The organism is Bradyrhizobium cosmicum, from assembly GCF_007290395.2.
GTDB classification, from domain to species: Bacteria; Pseudomonadota; Alphaproteobacteria; order Rhizobiales; family Xanthobacteraceae; genus Bradyrhizobium; species Bradyrhizobium cosmicum.
Map to the genome: position 1 here is coordinate 2,457,680 of NZ_CP041656.2, position 24,519 is coordinate 2,482,198.

Annotated in this window: 23 protein-coding genes; 16 read left to right on the forward strand and 7 right to left on the reverse strand. The window is 64.3% G+C overall.

Translation table 11 applies throughout. The features are described from left to right. The first annotated feature begins 73 nt into the window (after positions 1-73). The 6 genes from FNV92_RS11540 (at position 74) to FNV92_RS11565 (ending at position 6,055) form a co-directional block, all read left to right on the forward strand. Positions 74-1,249, forward strand: a complete 1,176-nt coding sequence (locus FNV92_RS11540; protein WP_143840878.1) for an ABC transporter substrate-binding protein — start codon at positions 74-76, stop codon at positions 1,247-1,249. 132 nt (positions 1,250-1,381) lie between these two features. Continuing rightward, complete coding sequence (locus FNV92_RS11545) at positions 1,382-2,251, forward strand: branched-chain amino acid ABC transporter permease (RefSeq protein WP_015684834.1); 870 nt, start codon at positions 1,382-1,384, stop codon at positions 2,249-2,251. Between the two features lie 8 nt (positions 2,252-2,259). Further along, positions 2,260-3,288: a branched-chain amino acid ABC transporter permease gene (locus FNV92_RS11550; protein WP_143840877.1), complete on the forward strand. Its 1,029-nt coding sequence runs from the start codon at positions 2,260-2,262 to the stop codon at positions 3,286-3,288. Next, positions 3,285-4,040: an ABC transporter ATP-binding protein gene (locus FNV92_RS11555; RefSeq protein WP_015684836.1), complete on the forward strand. Its 756-nt coding sequence runs from the start codon at positions 3,285-3,287 to the stop codon at positions 4,038-4,040. Before FNV92_RS11550 ends, FNV92_RS11555 begins: the two co-directional genes overlap by 4 nt. Then, positions 4,033-4,749: an ABC transporter ATP-binding protein gene (locus tag FNV92_RS11560; RefSeq protein WP_143840876.1), complete on the forward strand. Its 717-nt coding sequence runs from the start codon at positions 4,033-4,035 to the stop codon at positions 4,747-4,749. Before FNV92_RS11555 ends, FNV92_RS11560 begins: the two co-directional genes overlap by 8 nt. A gap of 187 nt (positions 4,750-4,936) precedes the next feature. Further along, positions 4,937-6,055: a cobalamin-independent methionine synthase II family protein gene (locus tag FNV92_RS11565; protein ID WP_143840875.1), complete on the forward strand. Its 1,119-nt coding sequence runs from the start codon at positions 4,937-4,939 to the stop codon at positions 6,053-6,055. A 175-nt stretch (positions 6,056-6,230) separates the two neighbouring features. Here FNV92_RS11565 and FNV92_RS11570 read toward each other — a convergent pair whose 3' ends face one another. Beyond that, the gene (locus FNV92_RS11570) at positions 6,231-7,937 is read right to left on the reverse strand and encodes a caspase family protein (RefSeq protein WP_143840874.1); all 1,707 of its coding nucleotides are present in this window, start codon (positions 7,935-7,937) and stop codon (positions 6,231-6,233) included. A 167-nt stretch (positions 7,938-8,104) separates the two neighbouring features. Here FNV92_RS11570 and FNV92_RS11575 point away from each other — a divergent pair, with 167 nt between their 5' ends. From FNV92_RS11575 to FNV92_RS11595, 5 genes are all read left to right on the forward strand, one after another. Further along, positions 8,105-9,457 (forward strand): hypothetical protein, encoded by a 1,353-nt coding sequence (locus FNV92_RS11575; RefSeq protein WP_015684840.1) that lies wholly within the window; start codon positions 8,105-8,107, stop codon positions 9,455-9,457. Positions 9,458-9,517: 60 nt separating this feature from the next. Beyond that, positions 9,518-10,714 (forward strand): methionine adenosyltransferase, encoded by a 1,197-nt coding sequence (gene metK, locus FNV92_RS11580; RefSeq protein ID WP_143840873.1) that lies wholly within the window; start codon positions 9,518-9,520, stop codon positions 10,712-10,714. 129 nt (positions 10,715-10,843) lie between these two features. Then, the gene (gene ahcY, locus FNV92_RS11585; RefSeq protein ID WP_143840872.1) at positions 10,844-12,265 is read left to right on the forward strand and encodes an adenosylhomocysteinase; all 1,422 of its coding nucleotides are present in this window, start codon (positions 10,844-10,846) and stop codon (positions 12,263-12,265) included. 165 nt (positions 12,266-12,430) lie between these two features. After that, a complete protein-coding gene (locus FNV92_RS11590; protein ID WP_015684843.1) occupies positions 12,431-12,850 on the forward strand; it encodes a nuclear transport factor 2 family protein in 420 nt (139 codons plus the stop codon). A 53-nt stretch (positions 12,851-12,903) separates the two neighbouring features. Then, on the forward strand, positions 12,904-14,367 hold the full coding sequence (locus FNV92_RS11595; protein ID WP_143840871.1) for a flavin-containing monooxygenase: 1,464 nt from the start codon (positions 12,904-12,906) through the stop codon (positions 14,365-14,367). Between the two features lie 18 nt (positions 14,368-14,385). Here the strand turns inward: FNV92_RS11595 and FNV92_RS11600 are convergent, their stop codons facing one another. From FNV92_RS11600 to FNV92_RS11610, 3 genes are read right to left on the reverse strand one after another with little or no spacing between them, the layout of a single operon-like run. Further along, complete coding sequence (locus FNV92_RS11600) at positions 14,386-15,627, reverse strand: YbfB/YjiJ family MFS transporter (protein WP_143840870.1); 1,242 nt, start codon at positions 15,625-15,627, stop codon at positions 14,386-14,388. A gap of 33 nt (positions 15,628-15,660) precedes the next feature. Next, on the reverse strand, positions 15,661-15,894 hold the full coding sequence (locus tag FNV92_RS11605) for a tautomerase family protein (RefSeq protein ID WP_168213255.1): 234 nt from the start codon (positions 15,892-15,894) through the stop codon (positions 15,661-15,663). A 16-nt stretch (positions 15,895-15,910) separates the two neighbouring features. Then, positions 15,911-16,621 carry an SDR family NAD(P)-dependent oxidoreductase gene (locus FNV92_RS11610; RefSeq protein WP_143840868.1) on the reverse strand — a complete coding sequence of 237 codons (711 nt, stop codon included), beginning with the start codon at positions 16,619-16,621 and terminating at the stop codon, positions 15,911-15,913. Positions 16,622-16,831: 210 nt separating this feature from the next. On the opposite strand from FNV92_RS11610, the gene FNV92_RS11615 reads away from it, so the two are divergent. From FNV92_RS11615 to FNV92_RS11630, 4 genes are all read left to right on the forward strand, one after another. Next, positions 16,832-17,755: a LysR family transcriptional regulator gene (locus FNV92_RS11615; protein ID WP_143840867.1), complete on the forward strand. Its 924-nt coding sequence runs from the start codon at positions 16,832-16,834 to the stop codon at positions 17,753-17,755. A 144-nt stretch (positions 17,756-17,899) separates the two neighbouring features. Next, positions 17,900-18,055, forward strand: a complete 156-nt coding sequence (locus FNV92_RS11620) for a hypothetical protein (RefSeq protein WP_014493894.1) — start codon at positions 17,900-17,902, stop codon at positions 18,053-18,055. A 146-nt stretch (positions 18,056-18,201) separates the two neighbouring features. Then, positions 18,202-19,131 carry an aspartyl/asparaginyl beta-hydroxylase domain-containing protein gene (locus FNV92_RS11625; RefSeq protein ID WP_143840866.1) on the forward strand — a complete coding sequence of 310 codons (930 nt, stop codon included), beginning with the start codon at positions 18,202-18,204 and terminating at the stop codon, positions 19,129-19,131. Positions 19,132-19,142: 11 nt separating this feature from the next. Continuing rightward, positions 19,143-19,601: a YybH family protein gene (locus FNV92_RS11630; protein ID WP_168213254.1), complete on the forward strand. Its 459-nt coding sequence runs from the start codon at positions 19,143-19,145 to the stop codon at positions 19,599-19,601. 64 nt (positions 19,602-19,665) lie between these two features. On the opposite strand, the gene FNV92_RS11635 is transcribed toward FNV92_RS11630, so the two are convergent. The 3 genes from FNV92_RS11635 to galE form a co-directional block, all read right to left on the reverse strand. Next, on the reverse strand, positions 19,666-20,367 hold the full coding sequence (locus FNV92_RS11635; protein WP_143840864.1) for a fumarylacetoacetate hydrolase family protein: 702 nt from the start codon (positions 20,365-20,367) through the stop codon (positions 19,666-19,668). A gap of 39 nt (positions 20,368-20,406) precedes the next feature. Next, on the reverse strand, positions 20,407-22,209 hold the full coding sequence (locus FNV92_RS11640) for an ABC transporter ATP-binding protein (protein WP_143840863.1): 1,803 nt from the start codon (positions 22,207-22,209) through the stop codon (positions 20,407-20,409). Positions 22,210-22,327: 118 nt separating this feature from the next. Next, the gene (gene galE, locus FNV92_RS11645) at positions 22,328-23,341 is read right to left on the reverse strand and encodes a UDP-glucose 4-epimerase GalE (RefSeq protein WP_143840862.1); all 1,014 of its coding nucleotides are present in this window, start codon (positions 23,339-23,341) and stop codon (positions 22,328-22,330) included. A 126-nt stretch (positions 23,342-23,467) separates the two neighbouring features. Between galE and FNV92_RS11650 the strand changes: the two genes are divergently transcribed. Beyond that, positions 23,468-24,505, forward strand: a complete 1,038-nt coding sequence (locus FNV92_RS11650) for a glycosyltransferase family 4 protein (RefSeq protein WP_143840861.1) — start codon at positions 23,468-23,470, stop codon at positions 24,503-24,505. The last annotated feature ends 14 nt before the right edge of the window (positions 24,506-24,519 follow it).

Genomic DNA, 24,519 nt, shown 5'->3' on the forward strand with positions numbered 1-24,519 from the left:
CTAAGATGATGCCAAGGATCGGGCACTCGGTCCGGCGCGCAAGAGATAAGGAATTAAGGGGAGGGATCGTCTGATGTTCGAACGCAAACAGTTTTCCTGGGCTGCGATGGCAGCCATCGCCGGCCTCGCGGCCATCGCGCCTGTAAAGGCCGAGGACAGCGTCAAGGTCGGCCTGATCCTGCCGATGACCGGCGGCCAGGCCTCGACCGGCAAGCAGATCGAGAACGCGATCAAGCTCTACATGCAGCAGAAGGGCGACACCGTCGCCGGCAAGAAGGTCGAGATCATTCTCAAGGACGATGCTGCGATTCCCGACAAGACCAAGACCGCCGCGCAGGAGCTGATCGTCAACGACAAGGTCCATTTCATCGCCGGCTTCGGCGTGACGCCGGCTGCGCTTGCCGCCGCGCCGCTCGCGACGCAGGCCAAGATCCCGGAAGTCGTGATGGCGGCCGGCACCTCCATCATCACCGAGCGCTCGCCCTATATCGTGCGCACCAGCTTCACGCTGGCGCAGTCGTCGACCATCATCGGCGACTGGGCGGTCAAGAACGGCATCAAGAAGGTCGCGACGCTGACCTCTGACTATGCGCCGGGCAATGACGCGCTCAACTTCTTCAAGGAGCACTTCACCGCCGGCGGCGGCGAGGTGGTCGAGGAGGTCAAGACGCCGCTCGCCAACCCCGATTTCGCGCCGTTCCTCCAGCGCATGAAGGACGCCAAGCCCGACGCGATCTTCGTGTTCGTGCCTGCAGGCCAGGGCGGCAACTTCATGAAGCAATATGCCGAGCGCGGCCTCGACAAGGCCGGCATCAAGGTGATCGGGCCGGGCGACGTCACCGACGACGACCTGCTCAACAACATGGGTGACGCCGTGCTCGGCACGGTCACTGCGCATCTCTATTCTGCGGCGCATCCCTCGCAGATGAACAAGGATTTCGTCGCGGCCTACAAGAAGGCCTACGGCAACCGTCCGGGCTTCATGGCGGTGAGCGGCTATGATGGCATCCACCTGATCTACGAAGCGCTGAAGAAGACGGGGGGCGACACCGACGGCACCAAGCTGGTCGAAGCCATGAAGGGCCAGAAGTGGGAAAGCCCCCGCGGCCCGATCTCGATCGATCCCGAGACCCGCGACATCGTGCAGAACATCTACATCCGCAAGGTCGAGAAGGTCGACGGCGAACTCTACAACGTCGAGTTCGCGACCTTCGAGGCCGTCAAGGATCTCGGCAAGACCAAGAAGTGACGCGCGAAAGCGCGTCATCCCCGGGCGCGCTTGGCACGCATCGGGGATCTCGAAATTGTTGAAACGGATTCCGGGCTCAGCGCCGTGCGCTGCCCCGGAATGACGAGTGTTACCAGGACCAGTCTACCCTCGATGACCTCGATCCTCACCAACCTGTTCGATGGCGTTGCCTACGGCATGCTCCTGTTCGTGCTCGCTTGCGGGCTCGCGGTCACGCTCGGCCTGATGAACTTCGTCAACCTCGCCCATGGCGCCTTCGCCATGGCCGGCGGCTATGTTTGCATGGTGCTGGTCAACCGAATGGGCTGGCCGTTCTTCGCCGCGCTGCCGCTCGCCTTTGTCTCTTCGGCGGCGATCGGTATCCTGCTGGAGCGCACGCTCTACCGCCACCTCTACGGGCGCAGCCATCTCGACCAGGTGCTGTTCACCATTGGCTTGACCTTCATGTCGGTCGCAGCGGTCGATTACATCCAGGGTTCCTCGCGGGTCTTCATCAATTTGCCGGCCGCGCTACAGGGCCAGTTCGACCTGTTCGGCGTCGGCATCGGCCGCTACCGGCTGATGATCATCGTGATCTGCGGCCTGCTCACCATCGGTCTTCAGATGGTGCTGGCCAAGACCCGCTTCGGCAGCCGCCTGCGTGCCGCGGTCGACGATCCACGCGCCGCGAGCGGCCTTGGCATCAACGTGCCGCAAGTGTTCGCCTTCACGTTCGCATTCGGCTGTGGCCTTGCCGGCCTGGGCGGCGCGCTGAGCGCCGAGATCCTCGGCCTCGATCCGTACTTCCCGCTGAAATTCATGATCTACTTCCTGATCGTGGTCACGGTCGGCGGCTCCTCCTCGATCACCGGCCCGTTCCTGGCCTCGCTCCTGCTCGGCATCGGCGACGTCGCCGGCAAGTATTACGTGCCGAAGATGGGTCCCTTCGTGATCTACACCATGATGATCGTGATCCTGATCTGGCGCCCGAACGGCCTGTTCGGCCGCACGGCCGCGCGTTGAGTTCGCCGATGAGCGCTTCGTCCGACGTCGGCTATCACGCTCAGCGCCATGCGCGCTGGCACTACGGCGAGGCAGCCTTCTGGGTCGTCGTGCTGGCCTGCGGCTTCCTGTTTCCCACTCGCTATCTGATCATGACGGACATCGTGCGGCTGGCGCTGTTCGCGATGTCGCTCGATCTGATCCTCGGCTATGCCGGCATCGTCTCGCTTGGCCATGCCGCCTTTTTCGGCGTCGGCGCCTATGCCGCGGGGCTGCTCGCGCTTCACGGCATCATCAACGAGCCCGTGATCGCGCTGGTCGTCGCAGGCCTTGCCGCGATGGTGCTCGGCTTCGCCACCAGCTTCCTGGTGATCCGCGGCGTCGACCTGACCCGCCTGATGGTGACGCTCGGCATCGCGCTGCTGCTGGAGGCACTCGCGGAGCGCTTCTCCAAGATCACCGGCGGCACCGACGGGCTGCAAGGCATCGAGATGCAGCCGATCTTCGGCCAGCTTCCGTTCGACATGTTCGGCAAGACCGGCTTCTTCTATTCGTTGGCCGTGCTGTTCGTGCTGTTCCTGTTCGCGCGCCGCGTCGTGCACTCGCCGTTCGGCCTGTCGCTGCGCGCGATCAAGAACAATCCGCTGCGCGCCGCCGCAATCGGCATTCCAGTCAATCGCCGCCTGATCGCGATCTACACGCTCGCGGCGTTCTATGCCGGCATCGCGGGGGCGTTGTTCACCCAGACCACCGCGATCGCCTCGCTAGACGTGTTCGCCTTCGAGCGCTCGGCCGACCTCATGCTGGTGCTCGTCATCGGCGGCACCGGCTATCTCTATGGCGGGCTGATCGGCGCGGTGATCTTCCGCATGCTCCAGGAATTGTTCTCCACGATCACCCCGCAATACTGGCAGTTCTGGATCGGCCTCGTGCTGGTCGTGATCGTGCTGGTCGGCCGTCAGCGCCTGCATCGCTGGGTGCTGTACGTGCCTAACCTGATAATCAGGCAGTTTGCCGGGCGCAAGGCTGACGTCGCACTGCCGGAGCGCGACGCATGACCATCGCGCTCGAAACCAGGAATCTCGAAAAGCAGTTCGGCGGCCTCCGCGTCACCCGCGATCTCTCCTTGAAGATCGAGCAGGGCGCCCGCCACGCGCTGATCGGCCCGAACGGCGCCGGCAAGACCACGGTCATCAATCAGCTCACCGGTGTGCTCAAGCCGAATTCCGGCCGTATCCTGCTCGAAGGCCAGGACATCACGGATCTGCCCGTGCACAAGCGCGTTCTGCGCGGCCTGTCGCGCACCTTCCAGATCAACCAGCTCTATCCCGACCTCACCCCGCTGGAGACCATCGGCCTTGCCGTCTCCGAGCGCCTCGGCCATGGCGGCGACTGGTGGCGGCGGATGGGCACGCGCGGCGACGTCAATGGCGAGATCGCCGACCTCCTGACGCGCTTCCATCTGCTCGACGTCATGAACGAGGAGACCGTGACGCTGCCTTACGGCAAGCAGCGCCTGCTCGAGATCGCGGTCGCGATCGCGGCCAAGCCGCGCGTGCTTTTGCTCGACGAGCCCGCGGCCGGCGTGCCCGAGAGCGAGCGCCACGACATTCTCGCCGTCGTAGGCAGTCTGCCGCGCGACGTCACGGTGCTGCTGATTGAGCACGACATGGATCTCGTCTTCTCGTTCGCCGACCGCATCTCGGTGCTGGTCTCGGGTGGGCTGCTTACGGAAGGTCCGCCGGACCAGGTCGCGCGCGATCCGCAGGTCAAGGCCGTCTACCTCGGCGAGGAGGTGGTTAATGTCTGACCTGCTCGTGCTCGACTCGCTTCGTGCCGGCTACGGCGAGGCGGTGGTGCTACCCAACATGTCGCTGCGCCTCGCCGAAGGGCAGGTGCTGGCGCTGCTGGGACGCAACGGCACCGGCAAGACCACGCTGATCAACTCCATCGTCGGCGTCACCCGTCGCTTCTCCGGTACCGTCGTGCTCGCCGGCATCGACGTCACCACCTTGCGACCCGACCAGCGCGCCCGCGCCGGTATCGGCTGGGTGCCGCAGGAGCGCAATATCTTCCGCTCGCTCACGGTGGAAGAGAACATGACCGCGGTCGCGCAGCCCGGTCCCTGGACGGTCGAGAAGGTCTACGAGATGTTCCCGCGGCTGAAGGAGCGGCGGAGCAATTTCGGCAACCAGCTATCCGGCGGCGAGCAGCAGATGCTGGCGATCGGCCGCGCGCTGACCCTCAACCCGAAGGTCCTGCTGCTGGACGAGCCGACCGAGGGCCTGGCCCCCATCATCGTCGAGGAGCTTCTGAAGGCGATCGGCGCGATCACCCGGGCAGGGGGCATCTGCTCCATCATCGTCGAGCAGAATGCCCAAAAGATTCTGGGGCTCGCCGACCGTGTTGTGATATTGGAGCGCGGAACGATCGTCCACGATGCCCCGAGCGCCGCGCTGAAGGCCGACCCGTCGGTCCTGGAGCGCCACCTCGGTGTCGCAGGGGCGGCGGCCCACTAATCTTCGCCTCTCCCCGCTTGCGGGGAGAGGCCGGATTGCATCAAAGATGCAATCGGGTGAGGGGGACTCTCCACGAGTCCAAACTGTCACCGTTCCCGCGGAGACTCCCCCTCACCCCAACCCTCTCCCCGCAAGCGGGGAAAGGGAATACAACCTGCGCCGACTGAAATTTCGGGAGAAACAAGAAATGCAGCGAACCAGAGCCCCCTTCCGCGCCGACGAGGTCGGCAGCCTCCTGCGCCCCGCCAAGATCAAGGAGGCCCGCGCCAGGTTGGAGAAGGGCGAGATCTCGGCCGACGATCTGCGCAAGATCGAGGACATGGAGATCGAGAAGGTCGTTCACAAGCAGGCTTCGGTCGGCCTGAAGCTTGCGACCGACGGCGAATTCCGCCGCTCCTGGTGGCATTTCGACTTTCTGGCCAAGCTCACAGGTTGCGAGCTGTTCCACCCCGATTCCGGCATCCAGTTCGCGGGCGTGCAGACCCGTCATGACGCAGTGCGTGTGATCGGTAAGCTCGACTTCCCCGACGACCATCCGATGCTCGATCACTTCCGCTTCCTGAAGAAGTGCGCGGACCAGGCCCACGTCACCGCCAAGATGACGATCCCCTCGCCGGCGGTGTTGCACTTCCGCGGCGGCCGCAAGGCGATTTCCAAGGACGTCTATCCCGATCTCGACGCCTTCTACGAGGATCTGGGCAAAACCTACCGCAAGGCCGTCAAGGCGTTCTACGACGCCGGCTGCCGCTATCTTCAGTTCGACGACACCGTCTGGGCCTATCTCTGTTCGACCGACGAGTTGCAGAAGGCGCGCGAGCGCGGCGACAATCCGGACGGCCTCCAGCAGATCTATGCGCGCGTCATCAACTACGCTCTGGCCGAGAAGCCTGCTGACATGGTGGTGACGACGCATGTCTGCCGCGGCAATTTCCGTTCGACCTGGATTTCTTCGGGCGGCTACGAACCCGTGGCCGAGACCATGCTCGCCGGCACCAATTACGACGGCTATTTCCTCGAATACGACAGCGACCGCGCTGGCGGCTTCGAGCCGCTGCGCTTCCTGCCAAAGGGCAACAAGATCGTCGTGGTCGGTGTCATCACCTCGAAGTTCGGCGAGCTCGAGAAAAAGGATGACATCAAGCGCCGCCTCGAGGAAGCCGCCAAGTTCGCGCCGCTGGAGCAGCTCGCGCTGTCGCCGCAATGCGGCTTTGCGTCGACCGAAGAGGGCAACGTCCTCTCCGAGGAAGAGCAGTGGGCCAAGCTCAGCCTCGCGGTCGAGATCGCGAAGGAAGTGTGGGGCAACTGAGTTTGCAACGTGGCTGCTGTCATTCCCCGCGAAAGCGGGGAATGCAGTAGGCCGCAGCTTCTCGGTGAATCGTCGACGTCTCGGCGTACTGGATCGCCCGGTTAAGGCCGGGCGATGACACCGAGTGTATGGATAGCAGCGCCGCGCTGCTGACCTTTGATGGCGCCCTCAATCCTCACTTTGCCGCCAGATAGACCTCGCCCAGCAGCGACGAGTTCGACCACGGCACCTGCTTGCTCTTCGTGCCCGAGACTACCTCGGCCCGCACCCGCGTGAGCATCTGCTGCACTTCAAGTCCGGGCGTGCCGAGATGGCGGGAGAGGGCGGCGGAGAACGGCGAGTTGGCGCCTTCACCGTCGAGCGCGACCTGGCCCGGCGCGGTGGCGAAGGCGATCAGCGTGCCTGCACCCAACGTCGCACCCGCACCCAGGCTGGTTGGCGCTGCGAGGCCCGAGGCGACCTCGATGGCGCGATTGCCGCCGGCGCTTGCTACCTGCTGCGCCATCGGATTGTTGCGGCATGCATCGAAGATCAGAATGTTGGTACGAACCTGGTCGTCTAGGCCGGCCATGATGGTATCCATGTCGAGCATCGTTTCAGTCATGCTGCTGCCGGCCTTCAGCTCGACATCGACCGGAATGAGATAGTTGCGGCCGTCGACCTGCACGCCGTGACCCGCATAGTAGACAACCGCGACCTGCGCCCGTGCCGCCTCGCGCAGGAAGTCGCGCGTCACCTTCTGCATGGACGCGCGGTCGAGATCGATGCCCTCCGAGACCGTGAAGCCGATATCGCGCAAGCTCCTGGCGACGGCGCGCGCGTCGTTGGCCGGATTGGGCAGCGCCTTCACATGCGCATAGGCGCCGTTGCCGATCACCAGCGCCATGCGCTTGCCAGGCATCCCCGAGGCAGGTGAGGGTGATGGCGCCATGCCGGTCTGCTGTTGAGGCGGCTGCGTCGTTGGTGACGGCGCATCGCGCGGGATCGGGGCAGGCGCCTCCGTCACCAGCGACAGCCGCACCTTTGCGGTGGCCTGGTTGGCTTTGCTGCCGGCATCGGACGCCGCGATCGCCAGCGTCGCCTTGTAGTCATCGCGCGCATGCGCGTAGTCACCCTTCGTCTCATAGGCCAGCGCGCGGTGGATGTAGCCGGAAATCAACACGCTGTTCGGCGGCGTCATGATGTTGACGGGGGGCCTTTCCTTCGCAAGCCGGATCGCCTCGCTGCCATCGGCGATGGCGCGATCGAGATCGCCGCGGATGCGCCAGATCGCGGTGCGGTTGATCAGCGGCTGCGGCAGTGTCGGGTCGAGCCGGATCGCCTGGTTGATGTCGGCCAGAGCCCCGTCGAGATCGCCGAGCGCCTCCATGGCAATGCCGCGGTTCTGAAACGAGAACGCCGAGTTCGGCTCCAGCTTGATCGCGGCATCGTAGTCGGCGATCGCTCTGGTGAAGTCGCCCTTGCCGCGCCAGGCGTTGCCGCGGTTGTGGAAGATGGTGCCGCTCGGAGGTCCGAGCTTCAATGCATCGTCGAAATCGGCGATCGCGATCTCGTACTCGCCCTTGTCGTAATAGGCCGATCCCCTGAGGTTGTAAGCCGCCTGGCTCGGCCGGAGACGGATCGCCTCGGTGGCGTCAGCGATGGCTTTCGAATAGTCGCCTTTCTTGTTCCAGCCGACCGCGCGCCAGAAATGGATCGTCGCGAGTTGCTCACCTTTGAACACCTTCAGCGCGACGATCTTGCTGCAGGCGTCGATCATCTGGTCCGCCGGTGTGGTGTCGGTGGTGCAGAGCGGGCCGAGCTGGCTGCGCGCCTGCGCAACAGCGGGTGCCGACCACATGGTTGCGGCGAGCAGGCAGAGCGCGAGGAGCAGGCGACGCATTGCAGTTATCCCGTAGGAGGAGAGGCGCTTGTTTGTTGTCCGGCGGCGCGCCGGGGTTCACGCTCCCGTCATCGGAGCTGGGGTAAAGCAAGCCGAGGGTATTCCATCAGTGGGCAGAGTTTGCTAAATGGCGGGGCCCAACGCCTCTGCCCACCGAATTCCCACTGATGAAAAACGACGAAATCCTCAGCCAAATCACCGAGTTCTGCCGCGGGGCGGACATGGCTGAGTCGACGTTTGGCCGGCGCGCGGTGAACGATGGGAAGCTGGTGCATCGGCTGCGCGAGGGAAAGCGCATCACGGTCGATACGCTGGAGCGGATCCAGGCCTACATCGCCGCATCGACCGGCGGCCTGCCGCCGCCGCGGGGGCTTCAGGTGCCGCCGGAAAAGCGCGATCCGCGCAGCAATTTCCGCTTCTTCGAGAACCGGCAGAAATACCTGTTGTTCGTCCACACCTGCAGCGAGAAGCGGGTGGTCGCGGAACGCGTGGCGCTCGAACTCGCCAGCATCCATCCTCGGCCGCCGGCGTTGCGTGTGTTCGACGCCGGCGTCGGCGACGGCTCGGTGCTCGCGCGCGTGCTGCGCTCGATGCATCAGCGCTTTCCTCACATGCCATTCTACGTCGCCGGCAAGGAACTCAGCCTGGAAGATGTCCGGCTCACGCTGGACAAGGTCCCGGACCGGCTGTTCGAGCATCCGGCCTCGGTGTTCGTCTTCACCAATATGCACTATGCGGAAGCGCCCTGGCTGACGCCGAACTCACCTGCGGCCGCAGCCGCCACCGTGTGGCACGATGTGCCGCTCAGGGGAGCCTCATCGGGCGACTTCGAGACGCAGATTGCCGAGCTGAAGCCGTTTCTGGAGCAGAACTGGCGCGCGGCCATCAGCCCGCGTACGGGCATGCCGCTGTACGAGCGGCCGGTCGTGCTGGTGCTCTACCGCGAGGACCAGCGGTTCCTGCTGGATTCGACCATTCCACGGCCGGGCCAAGCCGAGGCCAATTTCGACCTCGTCATCGCATCCCAGCCCTATCGCGCGTTGTCCTCGGTCAATTTCAGGGCAAAGCGGATCATTGCACCTCTGGCGCGGGCGTTGCGGCCGGGTGGCCGGCTCATCGGAATTCACTCCCATGGCCAGGATCCGGGCATGGAAATGATCCAGGCAATCTGGCCCGGAGAAAATCCTTTCGCGGTGAGCCGCCATGAGCTATTGCGCGCCGTGAAATACGAACTCGGATCGTTGGGACGCGACCTGAATTTTAATGTTTACGCGGACAACCGCTCGATCTTCAGGTATGATATGGAGGCTCTGCCCAACGAGGTCACCGGCACGATCGGAACTTCGACGGCCTTTGCAGCGTGGAATGCGGCGGTCTATGTCGCCCAGATTGAGGACGACCGGTTGGCAGATATGACTCAAAACGGCCGCGCTCTGGATGCCGCCAGGGACGTGCTGCGAAAGTACAACGGGCTCTGGTTTCTCGACGAATCCTACGTCATCTCGCGACGGCGTGATTGACACAATCCAAGGCTAAACATCGCAAACGCCCGCCGGCTTAGGCGGAACAAGGGGTTACTGATGCGCGCGTCCTATCTCTTCACCAGCGAGTCCGTGTCCGAGGGGCATCCCGACAAGGTTTGTGACCGGATCTCCGATGAAATCGTCGATCTGTTCTATCGCGAAGGGCCGAAAGCCGGCATCGATCCCTGGGATATTCGCGCCGCCTGCGAGACGCTTGCGACCACCAACAAGGTGGTGATCGCGGGCGAGACCCGCGGCCCGAAGTCCGTCACCAACGAACAGATCGAAGGCGTCGTGCGCGCCGCGATCAAGGACATCGGCTACGAGCAGGAAGGCTTCCATTGGAAGACCGCCGACATCGAGATCCTGCTGCATCCCCAGTCGGCCGACATCGCGCAGGGCGTCGATGCGCTTCAGCCGGGCGAGGTCAAGGAAGAGGGCGCGGGCGACCAGGGCATCATGTTCGGCTACGCCACCAACGAGACGCCCGACCTGATGCCGGCGCCGATCTTCTACGCCCACAAGATTCTGCGCCTCATCTCGGAAGCGCGCCACTCCGGCCGCGAGAAGGTGCTGGGTCCGGACTCCAAGAGCCAGGTCACCGTGCAGTACGAGAACGGCAAGCCGGTCGGCGTGCGCGAGATCGTGGTGTCGCACCAGCATCTGGTCGAGGACATCTCGTCCAAGCAGATCCGCGACATCGTCGAGCCCTATGTGCGCGAGGCGCTGCCGAAGGACTGGATCACGCCGAAGACGATCTGGCACATCAATCCGACCGGCAAGTTCTACATCGGCGGTCCCGACGGCGACACCGGCCTGACCGGCCGCAAGATCATCGTCGACACCTATGGTGGTGCGGCGCCGCACGGCGGCGGCGCGTTCTCCGGCAAGGATCCGACCAAGGTCGACCGTTCGGCGGCGTACGCCGCGCGCTACGTCGCCAAGAACATCGTCGCCGCTGGTCTTGCCGACCGCTGCACGCTCCAGCTCGCTTACGCCATCGGCGTGGCGCGTCCGCTGTCGATCTACATCGACACCCACGGCACCGGTAAGGTGTCGGAGGACCAGCTCGAGAAGGCGGCGGCGCAGGCGATGGATCTGACGCCCCGCGGCATCCGCAGCCATCTCGACCTCAACCGCCCGATCTACGCGCGCACCTCGGCCTATGGTCATTTCGGCCGCACCCCCGACAACGAGGGCGGCTTCTCCTGGGAGAAGACCGATCTGGTCGAGCCGCTCAAGCGCTCGCTCTAGTTTGTTCGTGTCATTCCGGGGCGCTCGCGCGAGCGAGCGTTCCCGGAATCCTTATCCATCATGTCGAGATTCCGGGCTCGCCTGTCTGGGGAGCCCCGGAATGACCAATTCAACAACAGGATCTCCGCTATGAACGCGAAGCCCGGCTTCACCGATTACATCGTCAAGGACATTTCGCTCGCCGATTTCGGCCGCAAGGAGCTCTCGCTCGCCGAGACCGAGATGCCCGGCCTGATGGCCACCCGCGAGGAGTACGGCCCGAAGCAGCCGCTGAAGGGCGCGCGCATCGCCGGCTCGCTCCACATGACGATCCAGACCGGGGTGCTGATCGAGACGCTGGCAGCGCTCGGCGCCGACATCCGCTGGGTCTCCTGCAACATCTATTCGACGCAGGATCACGCTGCAGCTGCGATCGCGGCCGCCGGCATTCCCGTCTTCGCCGTCAAGGGCGAGACGCTGACCGAGTACTGGGACTACACCGCCAAGCTGTTCGACTGGCACGGCGGCGGTCATCCGAACATGATCCTCGACGACGGCGGCGATGCCACCATGTACGTCCATCTCGGTCTGCGTGCCGAGAACGGCGACGCGGCGTTCCTGGACAAGCCCGGCTCGGAAGAAGAGGAAGTGTTCTTCGCGCTGCTCAAGAAGCAGCTCAAGGAAAAGCCGAAGGGCTACTTCGCCGCGATCGCCAAGAGCATCAAGGGCGTTTCCGAAGAGACCACCACGGGCGTGCATCGTCTCTATGACATGCAGAAGGCCGGCACGCTGCTGTGGCCCGCCATCAACGTCAATGACAGCGTCACCAAGTCGAAGTTCGACAATCTCTATGGCTGCCGTGAATCGCTGGTCGACGGCATCCGCCGCGGCACCGACGTGATGATGTCGGGCAAGGTCGCGATGGTCGCCGGCTTCGGCGACGTCGGCAAGGGGTCGGCGGCTTCGCTGCGCCAGGCCGGCTGCCGCGTCATGGTCTCCGAAATCGATCCGATCTGCGCGCTGCAGGCGGCGATGGAGGGCTACGAGGTCGTGACGATGGAAGACGCCGCACCGCGCGCCGACATCTTCGTCACCGCGACCGGCAACAAGGACATCATCACCATCGAGCACATGCGCGCGATGAAGGATCGCGCCATCGTCTGCAACATCGGCCACTTCGACAACGAGATCCAGATCGCGGGTCTGCGTAACCTGAAGTGGACCAACATCAAGCCGCAGGTCGACGAGATCGAGTTCCCCGACAAGCACCGCATCATCATGCTGTCGGAGGGCCGCCTCGTGAACCTCGGCAACGCGATGGGTCATCCGTCCTTCGTGATGTCGGCCTCCTTCACCAACCAGACGCTGGCGCAGATCGAGCTGTTCGCCAACAACAAGGACGGCAAGTACAAGAAGGAAGTCTACGTGCTGCCGAAGTCGCTGGACGAGAAGGTGGCCCGGCTGCATCTTGCCAAGATCGGCGTCAAGCTCACCGAGCTGCGCAAGGACCAGGCCGACTATATCGGCGTGAAGCAGGAAGGCCCGTTCAAGTCGGATCATTATCGGTACTGAGATCGCCTTCAGTTGCGACAGAAAAGCCCCGGAGCGATCCGGGGCTTTTTTTGTCGCCATTCTCTGTGTTACGCTTCCAGGTAGAGCCAAAACAAGCCTGCCACTTCTGGAGCGGGCGGCCGCCTTTCCCACTTTCATTGTCAAAATGCATATGGAGGGAATGCGATGTCCAGCGAAGCCAACGTTCAATTGTTGAAGGAAGCCTATCGCCGGTGGAGCGACAGCAAGGGTCAAAGCGTCGACCATTGGTTCGACAATGTCATCGGCCCGCAGATCAAGTTTGATTCGATCCCGCGCGGAGCTCCGGCGGTACCCTTCGCCAAGAGCTATGACGATCGCAGCGAGCTACGTGGCTATTTCGACGGCCTGTTGGCCGACTGGAGCATGCAGTACTACACGATGAACGAGTACGTCGCGGAGGGTGACGCCGTCGTCGTGCGCGGCAAATGCGCGTGGACCAACAAGAAGACCGGAAAGGTCGCTGAGACACCGAAGGTCGATTTCTGGCGCTTCAAGGACGGCAAGGCGGTCGAATTTCATGAGTACTTCGACACCGCCTGTGTCTACGCCGCGACCATCACCTGACGGTTGCAATTCGGCCCGGCGCCGCCCATCCTCTGTGGAGGGAGAACGCCACAATGGAAACCAAAGAACATTTCGACGTCCTGATCGTCGGTGCCGGCCTGTCCGGCATCGGCGCGGGCTATCATCTTCAGAGTAAGTGCCCGAGCAAAAGCTATGTCATCCTCGAGGGGCGCGACTGCATCGGCGGGACCTGGGACCTGTTCCGCTATCCCGGCATCCGCTCCGACAGCGACATGTTCACGCTCGGCTACTCCTTCAAGCCGTGGACCGATCCCAAGGCGATCGCCGATGGGCCGCAGATCCTGAACTACGTGCGCGAGACAGCCACCGAGAACGGTATCGACAAGCGCATCCGCTACCGTCATCGCGTCAAGCGCGCCGCGTGGTCGACGCCGGACGCACGCTGGACTGTCGAGGCCGAGCGCACGACAGGCGAGGGTGCGACCGAGCTCGTGCGTCTCACCTGCAATTTCCTGTTCATGTGCTCGGGCTATTACAAATACGAGGCGGGCTATACGCCGGAGTTCAAGGGCGTGGCGGATTTCGCCGGCCGCATCGTGCATCCGCAGAAATGGACCGACGACATCGACTATGCGGGCAAGCGTGTCGTCGTGATCGGCTCGGGCGCGACCGCGGTGACGCTGGTGCCCGAGCTTGCCAAGAAGGCGGCGCAGGTCACCATGCTGCAGCGCTCGCCGACCTACGTGGTGTCGCGTCCGGCGCTGGATCCCGTCGCCAACAAGCTTCGCCGCAACCTGCCGGCGCGGCTCGCCTATCATCTGATCCGCTGGCGCAACGTGATGTGGGGGATGTTCTTCTTCCAGCTCAGCCGGCGCCGGCCTGCGAAGGTCAAGGAGCTGGTCCTCAAGGGCGTCCAGATGGCGCTCGGCCCCGACTACGACGTCGCGACCCATTTCACGCCGCGCTACAATCCCTGGGATCAGCGGCTCTGCCTCGTGCCGGATGGCGATTTGTTCAAGGCGATCCGTGAGCAGCGCGCTTCGGTCGTCACCAGTGAGATCGAGACCTTCACCCGTGACGGCATCCGCCTGAAGGATGGCAGCGAGCTCGCCGCCGACATCATCGTGACCGCGACCGGACTGGTACTCCAGGTCGTCGGCGGACTCGAGGTGAGCGTCGACGGCCGCGCCGTCGATTTCGCCAACACGCTGACCTACAAGGGCATGATGTATGCCGACGTGCCGAACATGGCGTCGGCGTTCGGCTACACCAACGCGTCGTGGACGCTGAAATGCGACCTCACCTGTGAATATGTCTGCCGTCTCATCAACTACATGGACCGGCACAATTTCCGCCAGTGCATGCCGCACAATGACGACCCGGAAATCACCGCGCAGCCGTCGCTCGATTTCACCTCGGGCTATGTACAGCGTTCGGTCGCAAAGATGCCGAAGCAGGGCTCGAAGCAGCCGTGGCGGCTGTACCAGAACTACGCCCTCGACATCGTCTCCCTGCGCTTCGGCCGGATCGACGACGGCGTGATGCAATATTCCTGATCACGCCGCCGGCTGCTTCTATGCCTTGCGCTTGTTGAGCGCGAGGGCAAGATCGATCGCGAGTGCCAGCACTGCGGCCGCGCCGCCGAGTCCGAACAGAACCAGATAGTCGCCGCCGGTCTGCGCAAAGATCCACGAGAAGCCGTAGGCCGCTGCCGCCTGGAACAGCGCAAAGCTCGTAGTGGCGTGACTCCATGTCACGCGCTGCTGTTCGGCCGAATGCGGCACCAGCTCGTGGATGCGCCCGAGCACCAGTGGCACGATCCCCGGCGTGAAGCCGCCGACCACAACACTCGATACGATCAGCGAAACCGATGCCGTGCTGACGGTCGGCAGCAGCACAGCGGCCGCCTCGATCAGGAAGGCAGCGCGCAATGCCGGTCCAAACCCGGACCGGTCACCGAGATGGCCGGTGACGAGCGGACCGACGATCGCGCCGAGGCCGTACAGCACCCAGTAGTACGATCCCGCGGCAATTCCTTGGCCAAGGCCGCGCGCGACGAAATCGACGATGAAGACCATGGGCGGTACCAAGGCGACCGCGTTGAGACCGTACTGGACCAGCAACGCACGAGCGGCGGGCGAGGCTCGATGGGGCTTCGTCGGATGCGAAGGAGCGGCATGGCCCTTGGCGTCAGCAGGCCAGTTCCACCAGCTCGCGAGCGTGAGGACGGCCGAGAGCGCGCCGAGGCCATACCAGCTCTGCTGCAGGCCCTGTTGCAGCAAGAGTGGCACCAACGTGCCCGATGCTGCGACGCCAAGCCCGACGCCGGCAAAGATCACGCCGCCGACGATGCCGCGCCGCGCGGGCGAGGTGTGCGGCAGAATGACGGAAGCCGCCAGCACCATGATGATGCCGCCGGTGAGACCTGAGAGAAAGCGCCAGGCGAAGAACCAGCTGAACGATATCGGGGTCGAGCTGGCGAAGAAGGAGAGGGTCGCCAGCAGCATCATCGCGCGCAGCGCAGGGACCGCGCCGACGCGCGAAGCTGCAGCCCGCGCCGCGAGCGCACCGGCGAGATAGCCGGCAAGGTTCGCCGCACCGAGATAGACCACGTCGGATGCGCTGAACCATTTTGCCGCGATCAGGGCCGGGATCAGCGGGGTATAGGAAAAGCGCGCGAGGCCAAGGCCAACCAGCGATGCGGACAATCCCGCCACGGCATATCGCCAGGTTCTTTGTGAAGTTGACCGCGAGTCTGATCCCGGCTGCGGGTGCAGCCGGGTCTCGATGCGTTGCTTCGTATCTGCGTTGGTCATCTCATCCTCCTGCGCGCGAGGGCGCGCGGATCATCAGGTCTGGGCGGCTCGGCGGCGCCGGAATTCCGGGACGGGCAGGCCGCCCCAGCCCCAATTGTCCGGGTCGACTTCCTCGATCACCACGAAGGTGGAATCGAGCGGTTTGCCGAGGACGTCGAGCAGGAGCTGGCTTGATCCCTTGATCAGTGCGGCCTTTTCCTCCGCGGTGAGCGACGCCGCCCCCGGCGTCGTTCCCTCGCGGGTCACCTGAATGGTGACGATGGGCATCGTGTTTCTCCTCGACTCAGTGGCCGGCGCTCTGGCCGCCGTCGACGTGCAGGATCTCGCCGGTGACGAAGGAGGCACCCTCGAGATAGAGCACGGCATCGACGATGTCGGACATCTCGCCCATATGGCCGACCGGGTGCAGCGCGCTGAGCTGGGCATGCGTCTCGACCGGATGCATCGGCGACTTGATGATGCCGAGGGACACCGCGTTGACGCGGATGCCGCGCTTGGCATATTCGATTGCGAGCGATCTGGTCGCGGCGCTCAGTCCGCCCTTGCTCAGCGAGGCCAGCACCGAGGGCACGTTCGAGTTCGCCTGCTCGACCAGAGTGGTGGTGATCTGGACGACGTGGCCAGAACCCTGCTTCTCCATCTCGGCGATGGCGAGCTGCGTGATGTTGAAGAAGCCCGCGACATTGGTCCCCATCACCGCCGCATAGTCTTCGGCCGTGTACTGCGTGAACGGCTTTGCGACGAAGATGCCGGCATTGTTGACCAGCGTGTCGACCCGGCCGAAGCGGGCAACGGCCTGTGAGACCACGCGCGCGGCGGTGGCGCGATCCGAGATATCGCCGGGTACGGCGAGAACATCGTCGTCGCCCGACGGTTTGATGGAGCGCGCCGTTGCGACGACGCGATAGTTGCGATTACGAAAACCCTGGACCAGGGCGGCGCCGATGCCCTGCGATGCACCGGTGATGATGGCGACCTTCTGTTCGATACCCATGACGGGCTCCTGTTGTTGGCTTTCAGAACCTGGGCCAGCAGCAGCTGGCTTGCCAGGTGAGGTACGCCCAGGCGGCCCGGCTGCGAATACACGTTGTCCGGCAGACACTGTTACGTGGCGCGAACGAATGCCGGACCGGCGCTTGGCGGTTGTCGTGGCGGGGATGAACGCCTAGCTTGTCACCGGAATTTGATGGGACGGCGGGAAGGCATGGACCGTCTGGATGCGATGAATGTGTTCGTCCTCGCGGTGGACGAGGGAAGCCTCGCGGCCGCGGGGCGCAAGCTTGGCCGCTCACCGGCAGCGGTCAGCCGCGCCATCGCCTTCCTGGAAGAGCGGGTCGGTGCCGAGCTGCTGCACCGGACGACGCGAGCGATCAAGCTGAGCGAGGAGGGCGAGCGCTATCTCGCGATCTGCCGCCGCGTGCTCGCGGAGCTGGAGGAGGCCGACGACATTGCCGCCGGACCGCGCACGGCGCCGCGCGGCCTGCTCACGATCACCGCCCCTGTGGTGTCCGGCGAGATGGTGCTGCGGCCGATCCTCGATGCGTTTCTCGATGCCTTTCCGACGGTGTCGGCAAAGCTCCTGCTGTTCGACCGTGCGGTCAACCTGATCGAGGAAGGCGTCGATGTCGCGCTCCGCATCGGGCCTCTCGCGGATTCAGCGATGGTGGCGATGCGGGTCGGCGAGATCAACCGCGTCGTCGTGGCGGCGCCGCGCTATCTCAAGCAGCACCCGCGCATCACCGAGCCCGGCGATCTTGCCAAGCATCAGATCGTGGCAATGGCGCATCTTCCGAACTCCTGGACCTTCGTGCCGCAGGCCGGCTCGTCGGCGGTCCGGACGGTGCAGTTTACTCCGCGCCTCCTCGTCAACAGCACCTATGCGGCGGTGGCCTCGGCCGTGGCCGGGCGCGGGGTGGCGCGGATGTATTCCTATCAGGTGGCGGAGCAGGTCGCGCGCGGCGAGCTCGAGATCGTCCTGGCCGGTGATGAGGATCCGGAGATGCCTGCGCATTTGATCTGCCCGCAGGGCAGGCTCTCGGTGCCCAAGGTACGTGCCTTCACCGACTTCGCCGTACCGCGGCTGAAGAAGCAATTTGCGCAGCTCAGGAAGAGCATGGCAGCGCGGTGAGCCGCAGCACCTTAGGCAATGCGTTGTTTTGCGTATACGGGCACCGGGCTGAATCGGCCATGCTGCCCGAACGGTTAACGCCGGATTAACCGGTGAGTCCTAGCCTGTCTCGGCCGGGTTACTCGCAAGGCCGAGGTGAGCCCAATGGAAGCCCAGAAGATCGCGGTCGACGCCGTCGTCGCGTTGACCGATTGCGACCGCGACGCCGTCATCGCCTTCATCCGCCGGCTCTATCTGGCCGGCGTCACGGATCCCAAACGCCTGACCTTCAAGGGTCTGCAGGCGCTGTCCCGGGCGTGATTCGGCTCGTTTCGGCCGGCTCTTAGTCCAGGTTCCGTATTGCCGCTCTCCCCAGCGTGATTGCAACCCAGCGGTGAATATCTTGCCGGTTCGGACGGGCCGGGGTAGATCACGTTCCCGGCTGGGTCAGTTGGGAACTTGGGGAAATGTTGAAACAGCTTTTTGCGCCGCAACTTGTCATTCTCTATGTGCTTGTGGCGTCGACGATCTACATTCACTTCCGCGGCAAGCAGCGGCTGCGCTTTGCGCGCCAGCTTGGCGATCACTCGACCTATCTCGCCCCCTACAATGTACTGATGTATGCCGGCTCGGCCGTCCCGAACGAGCCGGTGATCCCGGTCGAGCAGTTTCCCGAGCTGAAGCCCCTCAGCGAGAACTGGGAGACCATCCGCGACGAGGCCGTGCGGCTCTTCGACGAAGGGTTCATCCGCGCCGCCGCCAAGAACAACGATTGGGGTTTCTATTCGTTCTTCAAGAGCGGCTGGAAGCGGTTTTACCTGAAATGGTATGACGACTTCCTGCCGTCGGCGAACACGCTGTGCCCGAAGACGGTGGAGCTGCTGAAGTCGATCCCGAGTGTGCACGGTGCGATGTTCGCGATGCTGCCGCCGGGCGGCAAGCTCGGCGCGCACCGCGATCCCTTCGCAGGTTCGCTGCGCTACCACCTCGGCCTCGTCACGCCGAACTCGAACAAGTGCCGCATCCTGGTCGACGGCGTCGAATGCGTCTGGCGCGACGGCGAGGCCTTCATGTTCGACGAGACCTTCATCCACAGCGCCGAGAATGCGACCGACGTCAACCGCATCATCCTGTTCTGCGATGTCGAGCGCCCGATGAAGTATGGCTTCATGACCGCGATCAACCGATGGGTCAGCCATCACATCGTCAAGGCGTCGGCAACCCAGAACGTCGATGGCGAGCATGTCGGCGTGCTCAACAAGGTGTTCGGCAAGCTCTACGAGATCCACCTCGGCAGCCGCAAGGTCAAGGAGTGGAACCGCAACGTCTACTACACGCTGAAATACTCGCTGACCGCGCTGATCCTCGGCCTCATCGTGATGTCGGCGTTGCGGTGAAGCAGGTGCGAATGGCCCCCTTGCCGACAGCGACTACGGAGATCGCGCAGTTCTTCCGTCAGTGGCTGGAGACCTTCGCGGGCTATGTCCGCGAGGTCGATTATGCTTCGGCGAGGCCACTCTTTCATCCGGACGTGCTGGCCTTCGGCACGCATAACGATGTCATTCCCGGGCTCGATCAATGGGTCACTTCGCAATGGGACAACGTCTGGCCGAAGACGACCGACTTCCGCTTCGTGCTCGATCAGACCGCGGTTCTGGCATCCCCCGACGGCACGATGGCGACCGTGATCGCGCCGTGGACGAGCACCGGTTATCATCCCGATGGCAGCGCGTTTCCGCGTCCGGGGCGGGCGACGATGGTGTTCTCAAGACATGACGATGGCTGGATGTGTGTGCATTCCCACATGTCGCTCAACCGCGGTGTGCCGCAGGCAAGCCATGCCAACCGGCCTGTGAAGGCCTGGTAAAGGCGATCTGAATCAAAAGGCCCCGGACACATCCGGGGCCTTTGATTTCGAGATGCCGCGCAGCCTATTCCGGCTGGCCGATGCTCACCTTCAGCGTGCCGACGCCGTCGACGCCGCATTCGAGCTTGTCGCCGGGCTGGAGCTGCGACACGCCGGCCGGCGTGCCCGTCATGATGATGTCGCCGGCAGCGAGCTTCACCTGCTGCGAGAGCTGCCAGATCGTCTCCGGCACGTTCCAGATCATCTGCTCGAGGTCGCCGGTCTGGGCTTCCTTGCCGTTGACGGTCAGCCAGATCCTGCCCTTGGAGGGATGGCCGATCTTCGAGGCCGGCTGCAGCGCGGAGGCGGGTGCGGAGCCGTCGAACGACTTGCCGATTTCCCAGGGACGCTCCTTCTTGCGCGAGGCGATCTGGAGGTCGCGGCGGGTGAGGTCGATGCCGACGGCGTAGCCGTAGACATGGTCGAGCGCCTTGTCGGCGGGGATATTGAGGCCGCCGCTCTTCAGCGCGACGATCAGCTCGACCTCGTGATGCAGGTCCTTGGTCAGCGGCGGATAGGGAATGGTGGCGCCGTCGGGCACCAGCATGTCGGCGTGCTTGGCGAAGAAGAACGGCGGCGCGCGCTCGTCATTGCCCATCTCTCGGATGTGCTCGAGATAGTTGCGGCCGACACACCAGATGCGGCGCACCGGAAAACGGCCGCTCTCGCCGACGACGGGGAGCGAAGCCTGGGGCGGAAGCGGAATGACGTAGGAGGCGGCGTTCATGAAAAGCGGTCTCGCTGCTCTTGAGGTTGATAAGGGACTCTATGCGGTTGCGCTGATCGGCGCCAGAGCGCCGGCGTCGTGATGCTGCAGGCGGAAGAAGGAGGCATAGCGGCCCGAGCGGCGCAGCAGATCATCATGCCGGCCCTGCTCGACGATCTCGCCGCCCTCGACCACCAGGATGCTATCTGCGTGCATGATGGTGTGCAGGCGGTGCGCGATCACGATGGTGGTGCGGTTCTGGCAGAGATGCTCGATCGCTTCCTGCACCTGCCGCTCGGACTCCGAATCGAGTGCGGCGGTGGCCTCGTCCAGGAGGATGATCGGCGCGTTCTTGAGCAGCGCGCGCGCCACCGCGATGCGCTGGCGCTGACCGCCTGACACCTGGGTGCCGTGCTCGCCGACCGGCGTGTCGTAGCCGAGCGGGAAGCCCATGATGAAATCATGCGCGCAGGCCGCCTTGGCGGCGTCGATGATTTCGTTCTCGGTCGCGCCCGGTTTGCCGAAGGCGATGTTGTTGCGGATGGTGTCGCGGAACAGATAGACGTCCTGGCCGACATAGGCGGTCTGCGCCCGCAGCGACTTGCGCGAGACGGCGCCGATCGACTGGCCGTCGATCACGATGTCGCCTTGCGTCACCTCGTAAAACCGCAACAGCAGCGCCAGCACGGTCGACTTGCCGCCACCGGACGGGCCGACCAGCGCTGTAACCTTGCCGGGCTCCGCAACGAAGCTCATGCGGTTGAGCACGGTCTCATTGGCGCGATACGAGAAGCTGACGTCGCGCATTTCGATCTTCGCGTCGGACAGTTTCAGTGCCGGCTTGTCGTCGTCGGACTGCTCGCTGGCCGGGCTGTCGACGACTTCGAGCAGCATGCGCGCGCCGACGAGCTGGCTGTTCAAATCGATGTTGAGCCGCGCCAGCCGCTTGGCCGGCTCGGTCGCCATCAGGAAAGCCGTCATGAAGGAGAAGAACGCGCCCGGGGTGGCGTTGAGCGCGACCACGCTGTAGCCGCCATAGAGCAGGCAGCCGGCGACCGCGAAGCCGCCGAGCATTTCCATCAGCGGGTTCGAGCGGTTGGCGACGCGGGCCATCTTGTTGGCGTTGCGCTCGACGATCGCGATGTTCTCGTCGATGCGCTTCTGCATGGTTTCTTCTAGCGTGAACGCCTTAACGGTGCGGATGCCCTGCAGCGATTCCTGCATCGTCTCCATGATGTCGGCGGTGCCGGTGAACTGGTTGAAGGCGAGACCCTTGATGCGCTTGACCAGCTTGCGCAGCACCAGCATTGCCGGCGGCACCACAACGAGGCCGATGAACGACATCACGGGGTCCTGCCAGACCATCACGCCGACCATGGCGAGCAGCATCATGAGGTCGCGCCCGATGGCGTTGACCAGCATGTTGAGGACGTCGGTGATCGATTTTGCGCCGGCCGTCAGCCGCGCCAGAAATTCAGAGGAATGCCGTTCAGAGAAGAAGCCGACGCTCTCGCGCATCAGCTTGGCGAACAGCTGGCGCTGGTTGGTGGCGAGGATGGCGTTGGAGATCTTGGTCAGGATCACCATGTGGCCGTAGGTCGCCACGCCCTTGATGAAGAGCAGGATCACCGTGATGCCTGAGAACATCGCGATGCCCGGGATGTTCTTGTCGACATAGGCCTGGTTGATGACCTGGCCCAGCACGTAGGTTGCGCCCGCGGTCGATCCGGCGGCAAGCGCCATCAGCGCGAAGGCGACGAGATAGCGCCGCCAGTAGACGACTCCCTGTTCCGTGACCAGGCGGCGAACGAGGACCATCGCCGCATAGGGATCGTCGGTGATTTTCTTTGGAAACTGGGCCATCCGCTTTCCATTGACGGCGCAGCGGCAAAGCTGCCCGCGCGTCAGGGATCGAATGGCCTCTGTGCCCGCTCGAGCGGGGTTTTTCAAGCCCAATTAAGGGCTTGCGCCCGGATGGAATCTAGGCCGATGCAGCGTGGCGGAGCTCGCCATGGCGCTCGCGGAACAGCTTCTCCTCCCACGCCAGGGCGTGCGCGGCGATGGTCTCGAGGTCGTCGTATTGCGGCCGCCAGTCGAGCAGGCCGCGGATGCGGCTGGTGTCGGCCACCATGGTCATGATGTCGCCGGGCCGGCGCGGGGCGTATTGCACGGCGAAGCTGCGGCCCGAAACCCGGCGCACCGCGTCGATGGTCTCCAGCACCGAATAGCCGCGGCCATAGCCGCAATTCAGCGTCGTCGAGGCGCCGCCATTGCGCAAATAGGCCAGCGCCGAGCGATGCGCCTGCGACAGGTCGGTGACGTGGATGAAGTCGCGGATGCAACTGCCGTCCGGGGTCGGATAGTCGGTGCCGAACACGTCGATCTTGGCGCGCTGGCCGGTCGCGGCTTCCACCGCGATCTTCAGCAGATGCGTGGCGCCGACGGTGGCGAGGCCAATGCGCGCCTGCGGGTCGGCGCCCGCAACGTTGAAATAGCGCAAGGTCACGTATTGCATGCCGTAGGCGGCGGCGACGTCGTGCAGCATGATCTCGGTCATCAGCTTCGACGAGCCGTAGGGCGACAGCGGCCGCGTCGGGGCGTGCTCGGGCACCGGCACCTGGTCCGGATTGCCGTAGACGGCGGCGGTCGAGGAGAAGATGAAGCGGCTGATGCCGCGCTTGACCGCGACGTTGAGCAAATTGCGCGCGGTCATGAAGTTGTTGCGGTAATAGCCGAGCGGATCGCGCATCGATTCCGGCACGACCACCGAGCCCGCGAAATGGATGATGCTCTCGATGTTATGCTGGGCGATCACGCCCTCGAGCAGGTTCTCGTCGCAAGCATCGCCGATGAACAGCGGCACGCCTTCGGGGAGATAAGCGGAAAAGCCGGTGGAGAGATCGTCGATCACGACCACGTCCTCGCCGGCTTCCGCCAGCGCGAGAACCGTGTGACTTCCGATATAGCCGGCGCCGCCGGTGACTAGCACAGTCATGGTCTCACCCGTCTTCGATCAATGCGCCACGTTAACGTTTGCGCGGTGAAGAGGGGGTTTCGGCAGCCCTGAACTGGTCACTATGCTTAATGTTGCGTATAGGGACTTTTCGAAACGGAGCATGACGTGGCGAATTCCCCCGGCGATCTGCAAGTGATCGTGCCAAATCTGCACAGGCGCTATTCCGGGGTCACCGCGACCAACCGGATGGTGGCGCCGCGGCTGGCCAGGCTGTATCGCGCCGCGTGGTTCGGTTCCGACGCGCCGGAGGGGATCGCGCGGCTCGGCGGCGCCGGTCTCCTGAAACTGTGGGGCCGCAAGGCGCCGCTGATCTGGCATGCGCGGCGCAACAACGAGATGATCGCGGGTGTCGTGCTGCGCGCGCTCGGTTGGCCGCTCAAGCTGGTGTTCACCTCGGCGGCGCAGCGGCATCACAGCTGGATCACGCGCTGGCTGATCCGGCAAATGGACGCGATCATCGCGACCTCCGACATTTCGGCATCGTTCCTGAAGGTGAAGGCGACGGTGATCCCGCATGGCGTCGACACCGACATCTACGCGCCGCCGGTCGACCGCGCCGCGGCGTTCGCGGAGGCCGCGCTGCCCGGCCGCTACGCGATCGGCTGCTTCGGCCGCGTGCGTGCGCAGAAGGGCACGGATGTGTTCGTCGATGCGATGTGCCGGTTGCTGCCGCGCTATTCGGATTTCACCGCGGTCATCGTCGGTCAGGTCACGCCGGAGCAAACTGCTTTTGCGAACGACCTGAGGAGGCGCATCGAAGCAGCAGGCCTGCAGGCGCGCATTGTCATCACCGGCGAGTTGCCGATCGAACAGGTGCAGCGCTGGTATCAGCGGCTGACGATCTACGCCTTCACCTCGCGCAACGAGGGCTTTGGCCTGACGCTGATCGAGGCGATGGCGGCGGGCAGTGCACTGGTCGCCGCGCGCGCCGGTGCGGCTGAGCTCGTGGTCGAGGACGGGGTCACCGGCGTCCTGATCCCGACGGGCGATGCCGAGGCGCTGGCTGCGGCGCTGGAGCCGCTGATGCGCGACGTGCAGGCTGCCACGGCGATGGGCGAGCGCGGGCGGGCGCGGGTGCTGGCAAAGTTCAGCCTGGATGCTGAGGCGGCGCGGATCGGCGAGGTCTATCGGCCGCTGCTCTGAGCGCCTTCACCGAA

What these genes read in the sequence shown, in the direction of transcription:
- FNV92_RS11540 (WP_143840878.1), top strand. Translation starts at nt 74, where the DNA reads ATGTTCGAACGCAAACAGTTTTCCTGGGCTGCGATGGCAGCCATCGCC.
- FNV92_RS11545 (WP_015684834.1), top strand. Translation starts at nt 1,382, where the DNA reads ATGACCTCGATCCTCACCAACCTGTTCGATGGCGTTGCCTACGGCATG.
- FNV92_RS11550 (WP_143840877.1), top strand. Translation starts at nt 2,260, where the DNA reads ATGAGCGCTTCGTCCGACGTCGGCTATCACGCTCAGCGCCATGCGCGC.
- FNV92_RS11555 (WP_015684836.1), top strand. Translation starts at nt 3,285, where the DNA reads ATGACCATCGCGCTCGAAACCAGGAATCTCGAAAAGCAGTTCGGCGGC.
- FNV92_RS11560 (WP_143840876.1), top strand. Translation starts at nt 4,033, where the DNA reads ATGTCTGACCTGCTCGTGCTCGACTCGCTTCGTGCCGGCTACGGCGAG.
- FNV92_RS11565 (WP_143840875.1), top strand. Translation starts at nt 4,937, where the DNA reads ATGCAGCGAACCAGAGCCCCCTTCCGCGCCGACGAGGTCGGCAGCCTC.
- FNV92_RS11570 (WP_143840874.1), bottom strand. Translation starts at nt 7,937, where the DNA reads ATGCGTCGCCTGCTCCTCGCGCTCTGCCTGCTCGCCGCAACCATGTGG.
- FNV92_RS11575 (WP_015684840.1), top strand. Translation starts at nt 8,105, where the DNA reads ATGAAAAACGACGAAATCCTCAGCCAAATCACCGAGTTCTGCCGCGGG.
- metK (WP_143840873.1), top strand. Translation starts at nt 9,518, where the DNA reads ATGCGCGCGTCCTATCTCTTCACCAGCGAGTCCGTGTCCGAGGGGCAT.
- ahcY (WP_143840872.1), top strand. Translation starts at nt 10,844, where the DNA reads ATGAACGCGAAGCCCGGCTTCACCGATTACATCGTCAAGGACATTTCG.
- FNV92_RS11590 (WP_015684843.1), top strand. Translation starts at nt 12,431, where the DNA reads ATGTCCAGCGAAGCCAACGTTCAATTGTTGAAGGAAGCCTATCGCCGG.
- FNV92_RS11595 (WP_143840871.1), top strand. Translation starts at nt 12,904, where the DNA reads ATGGAAACCAAAGAACATTTCGACGTCCTGATCGTCGGTGCCGGCCTG.
- FNV92_RS11600 (WP_143840870.1), bottom strand. Translation starts at nt 15,627, where the DNA reads ATGACCAACGCAGATACGAAGCAACGCATCGAGACCCGGCTGCACCCG.
- FNV92_RS11605 (WP_168213255.1), bottom strand. Translation starts at nt 15,894, where the DNA reads ATGCCCATCGTCACCATTCAGGTGACCCGCGAGGGAACGACGCCGGGG.
- FNV92_RS11610 (WP_143840868.1), bottom strand. Translation starts at nt 16,621, where the DNA reads ATGGGTATCGAACAGAAGGTCGCCATCATCACCGGTGCATCGCAGGGC.
- FNV92_RS11615 (WP_143840867.1), top strand. Translation starts at nt 16,832, where the DNA reads ATGGACCGTCTGGATGCGATGAATGTGTTCGTCCTCGCGGTGGACGAG.
- FNV92_RS11620 (WP_014493894.1), top strand. Translation starts at nt 17,900, where the DNA reads ATGGAAGCCCAGAAGATCGCGGTCGACGCCGTCGTCGCGTTGACCGAT.
- FNV92_RS11625 (WP_143840866.1), top strand. Translation starts at nt 18,202, where the DNA reads ATGTTGAAACAGCTTTTTGCGCCGCAACTTGTCATTCTCTATGTGCTT.
- FNV92_RS11630 (WP_168213254.1), top strand. Translation starts at nt 19,143, where the DNA reads ATGGCCCCCTTGCCGACAGCGACTACGGAGATCGCGCAGTTCTTCCGT.
- FNV92_RS11635 (WP_143840864.1), bottom strand. Translation starts at nt 20,367, where the DNA reads ATGAACGCCGCCTCCTACGTCATTCCGCTTCCGCCCCAGGCTTCGCTC.
- FNV92_RS11640 (WP_143840863.1), bottom strand. Translation starts at nt 22,209, where the DNA reads ATGGCCCAGTTTCCAAAGAAAATCACCGACGATCCCTATGCGGCGATG.
- galE (WP_143840862.1), bottom strand. Translation starts at nt 23,341, where the DNA reads ATGACTGTGCTAGTCACCGGCGGCGCCGGCTATATCGGAAGTCACACG.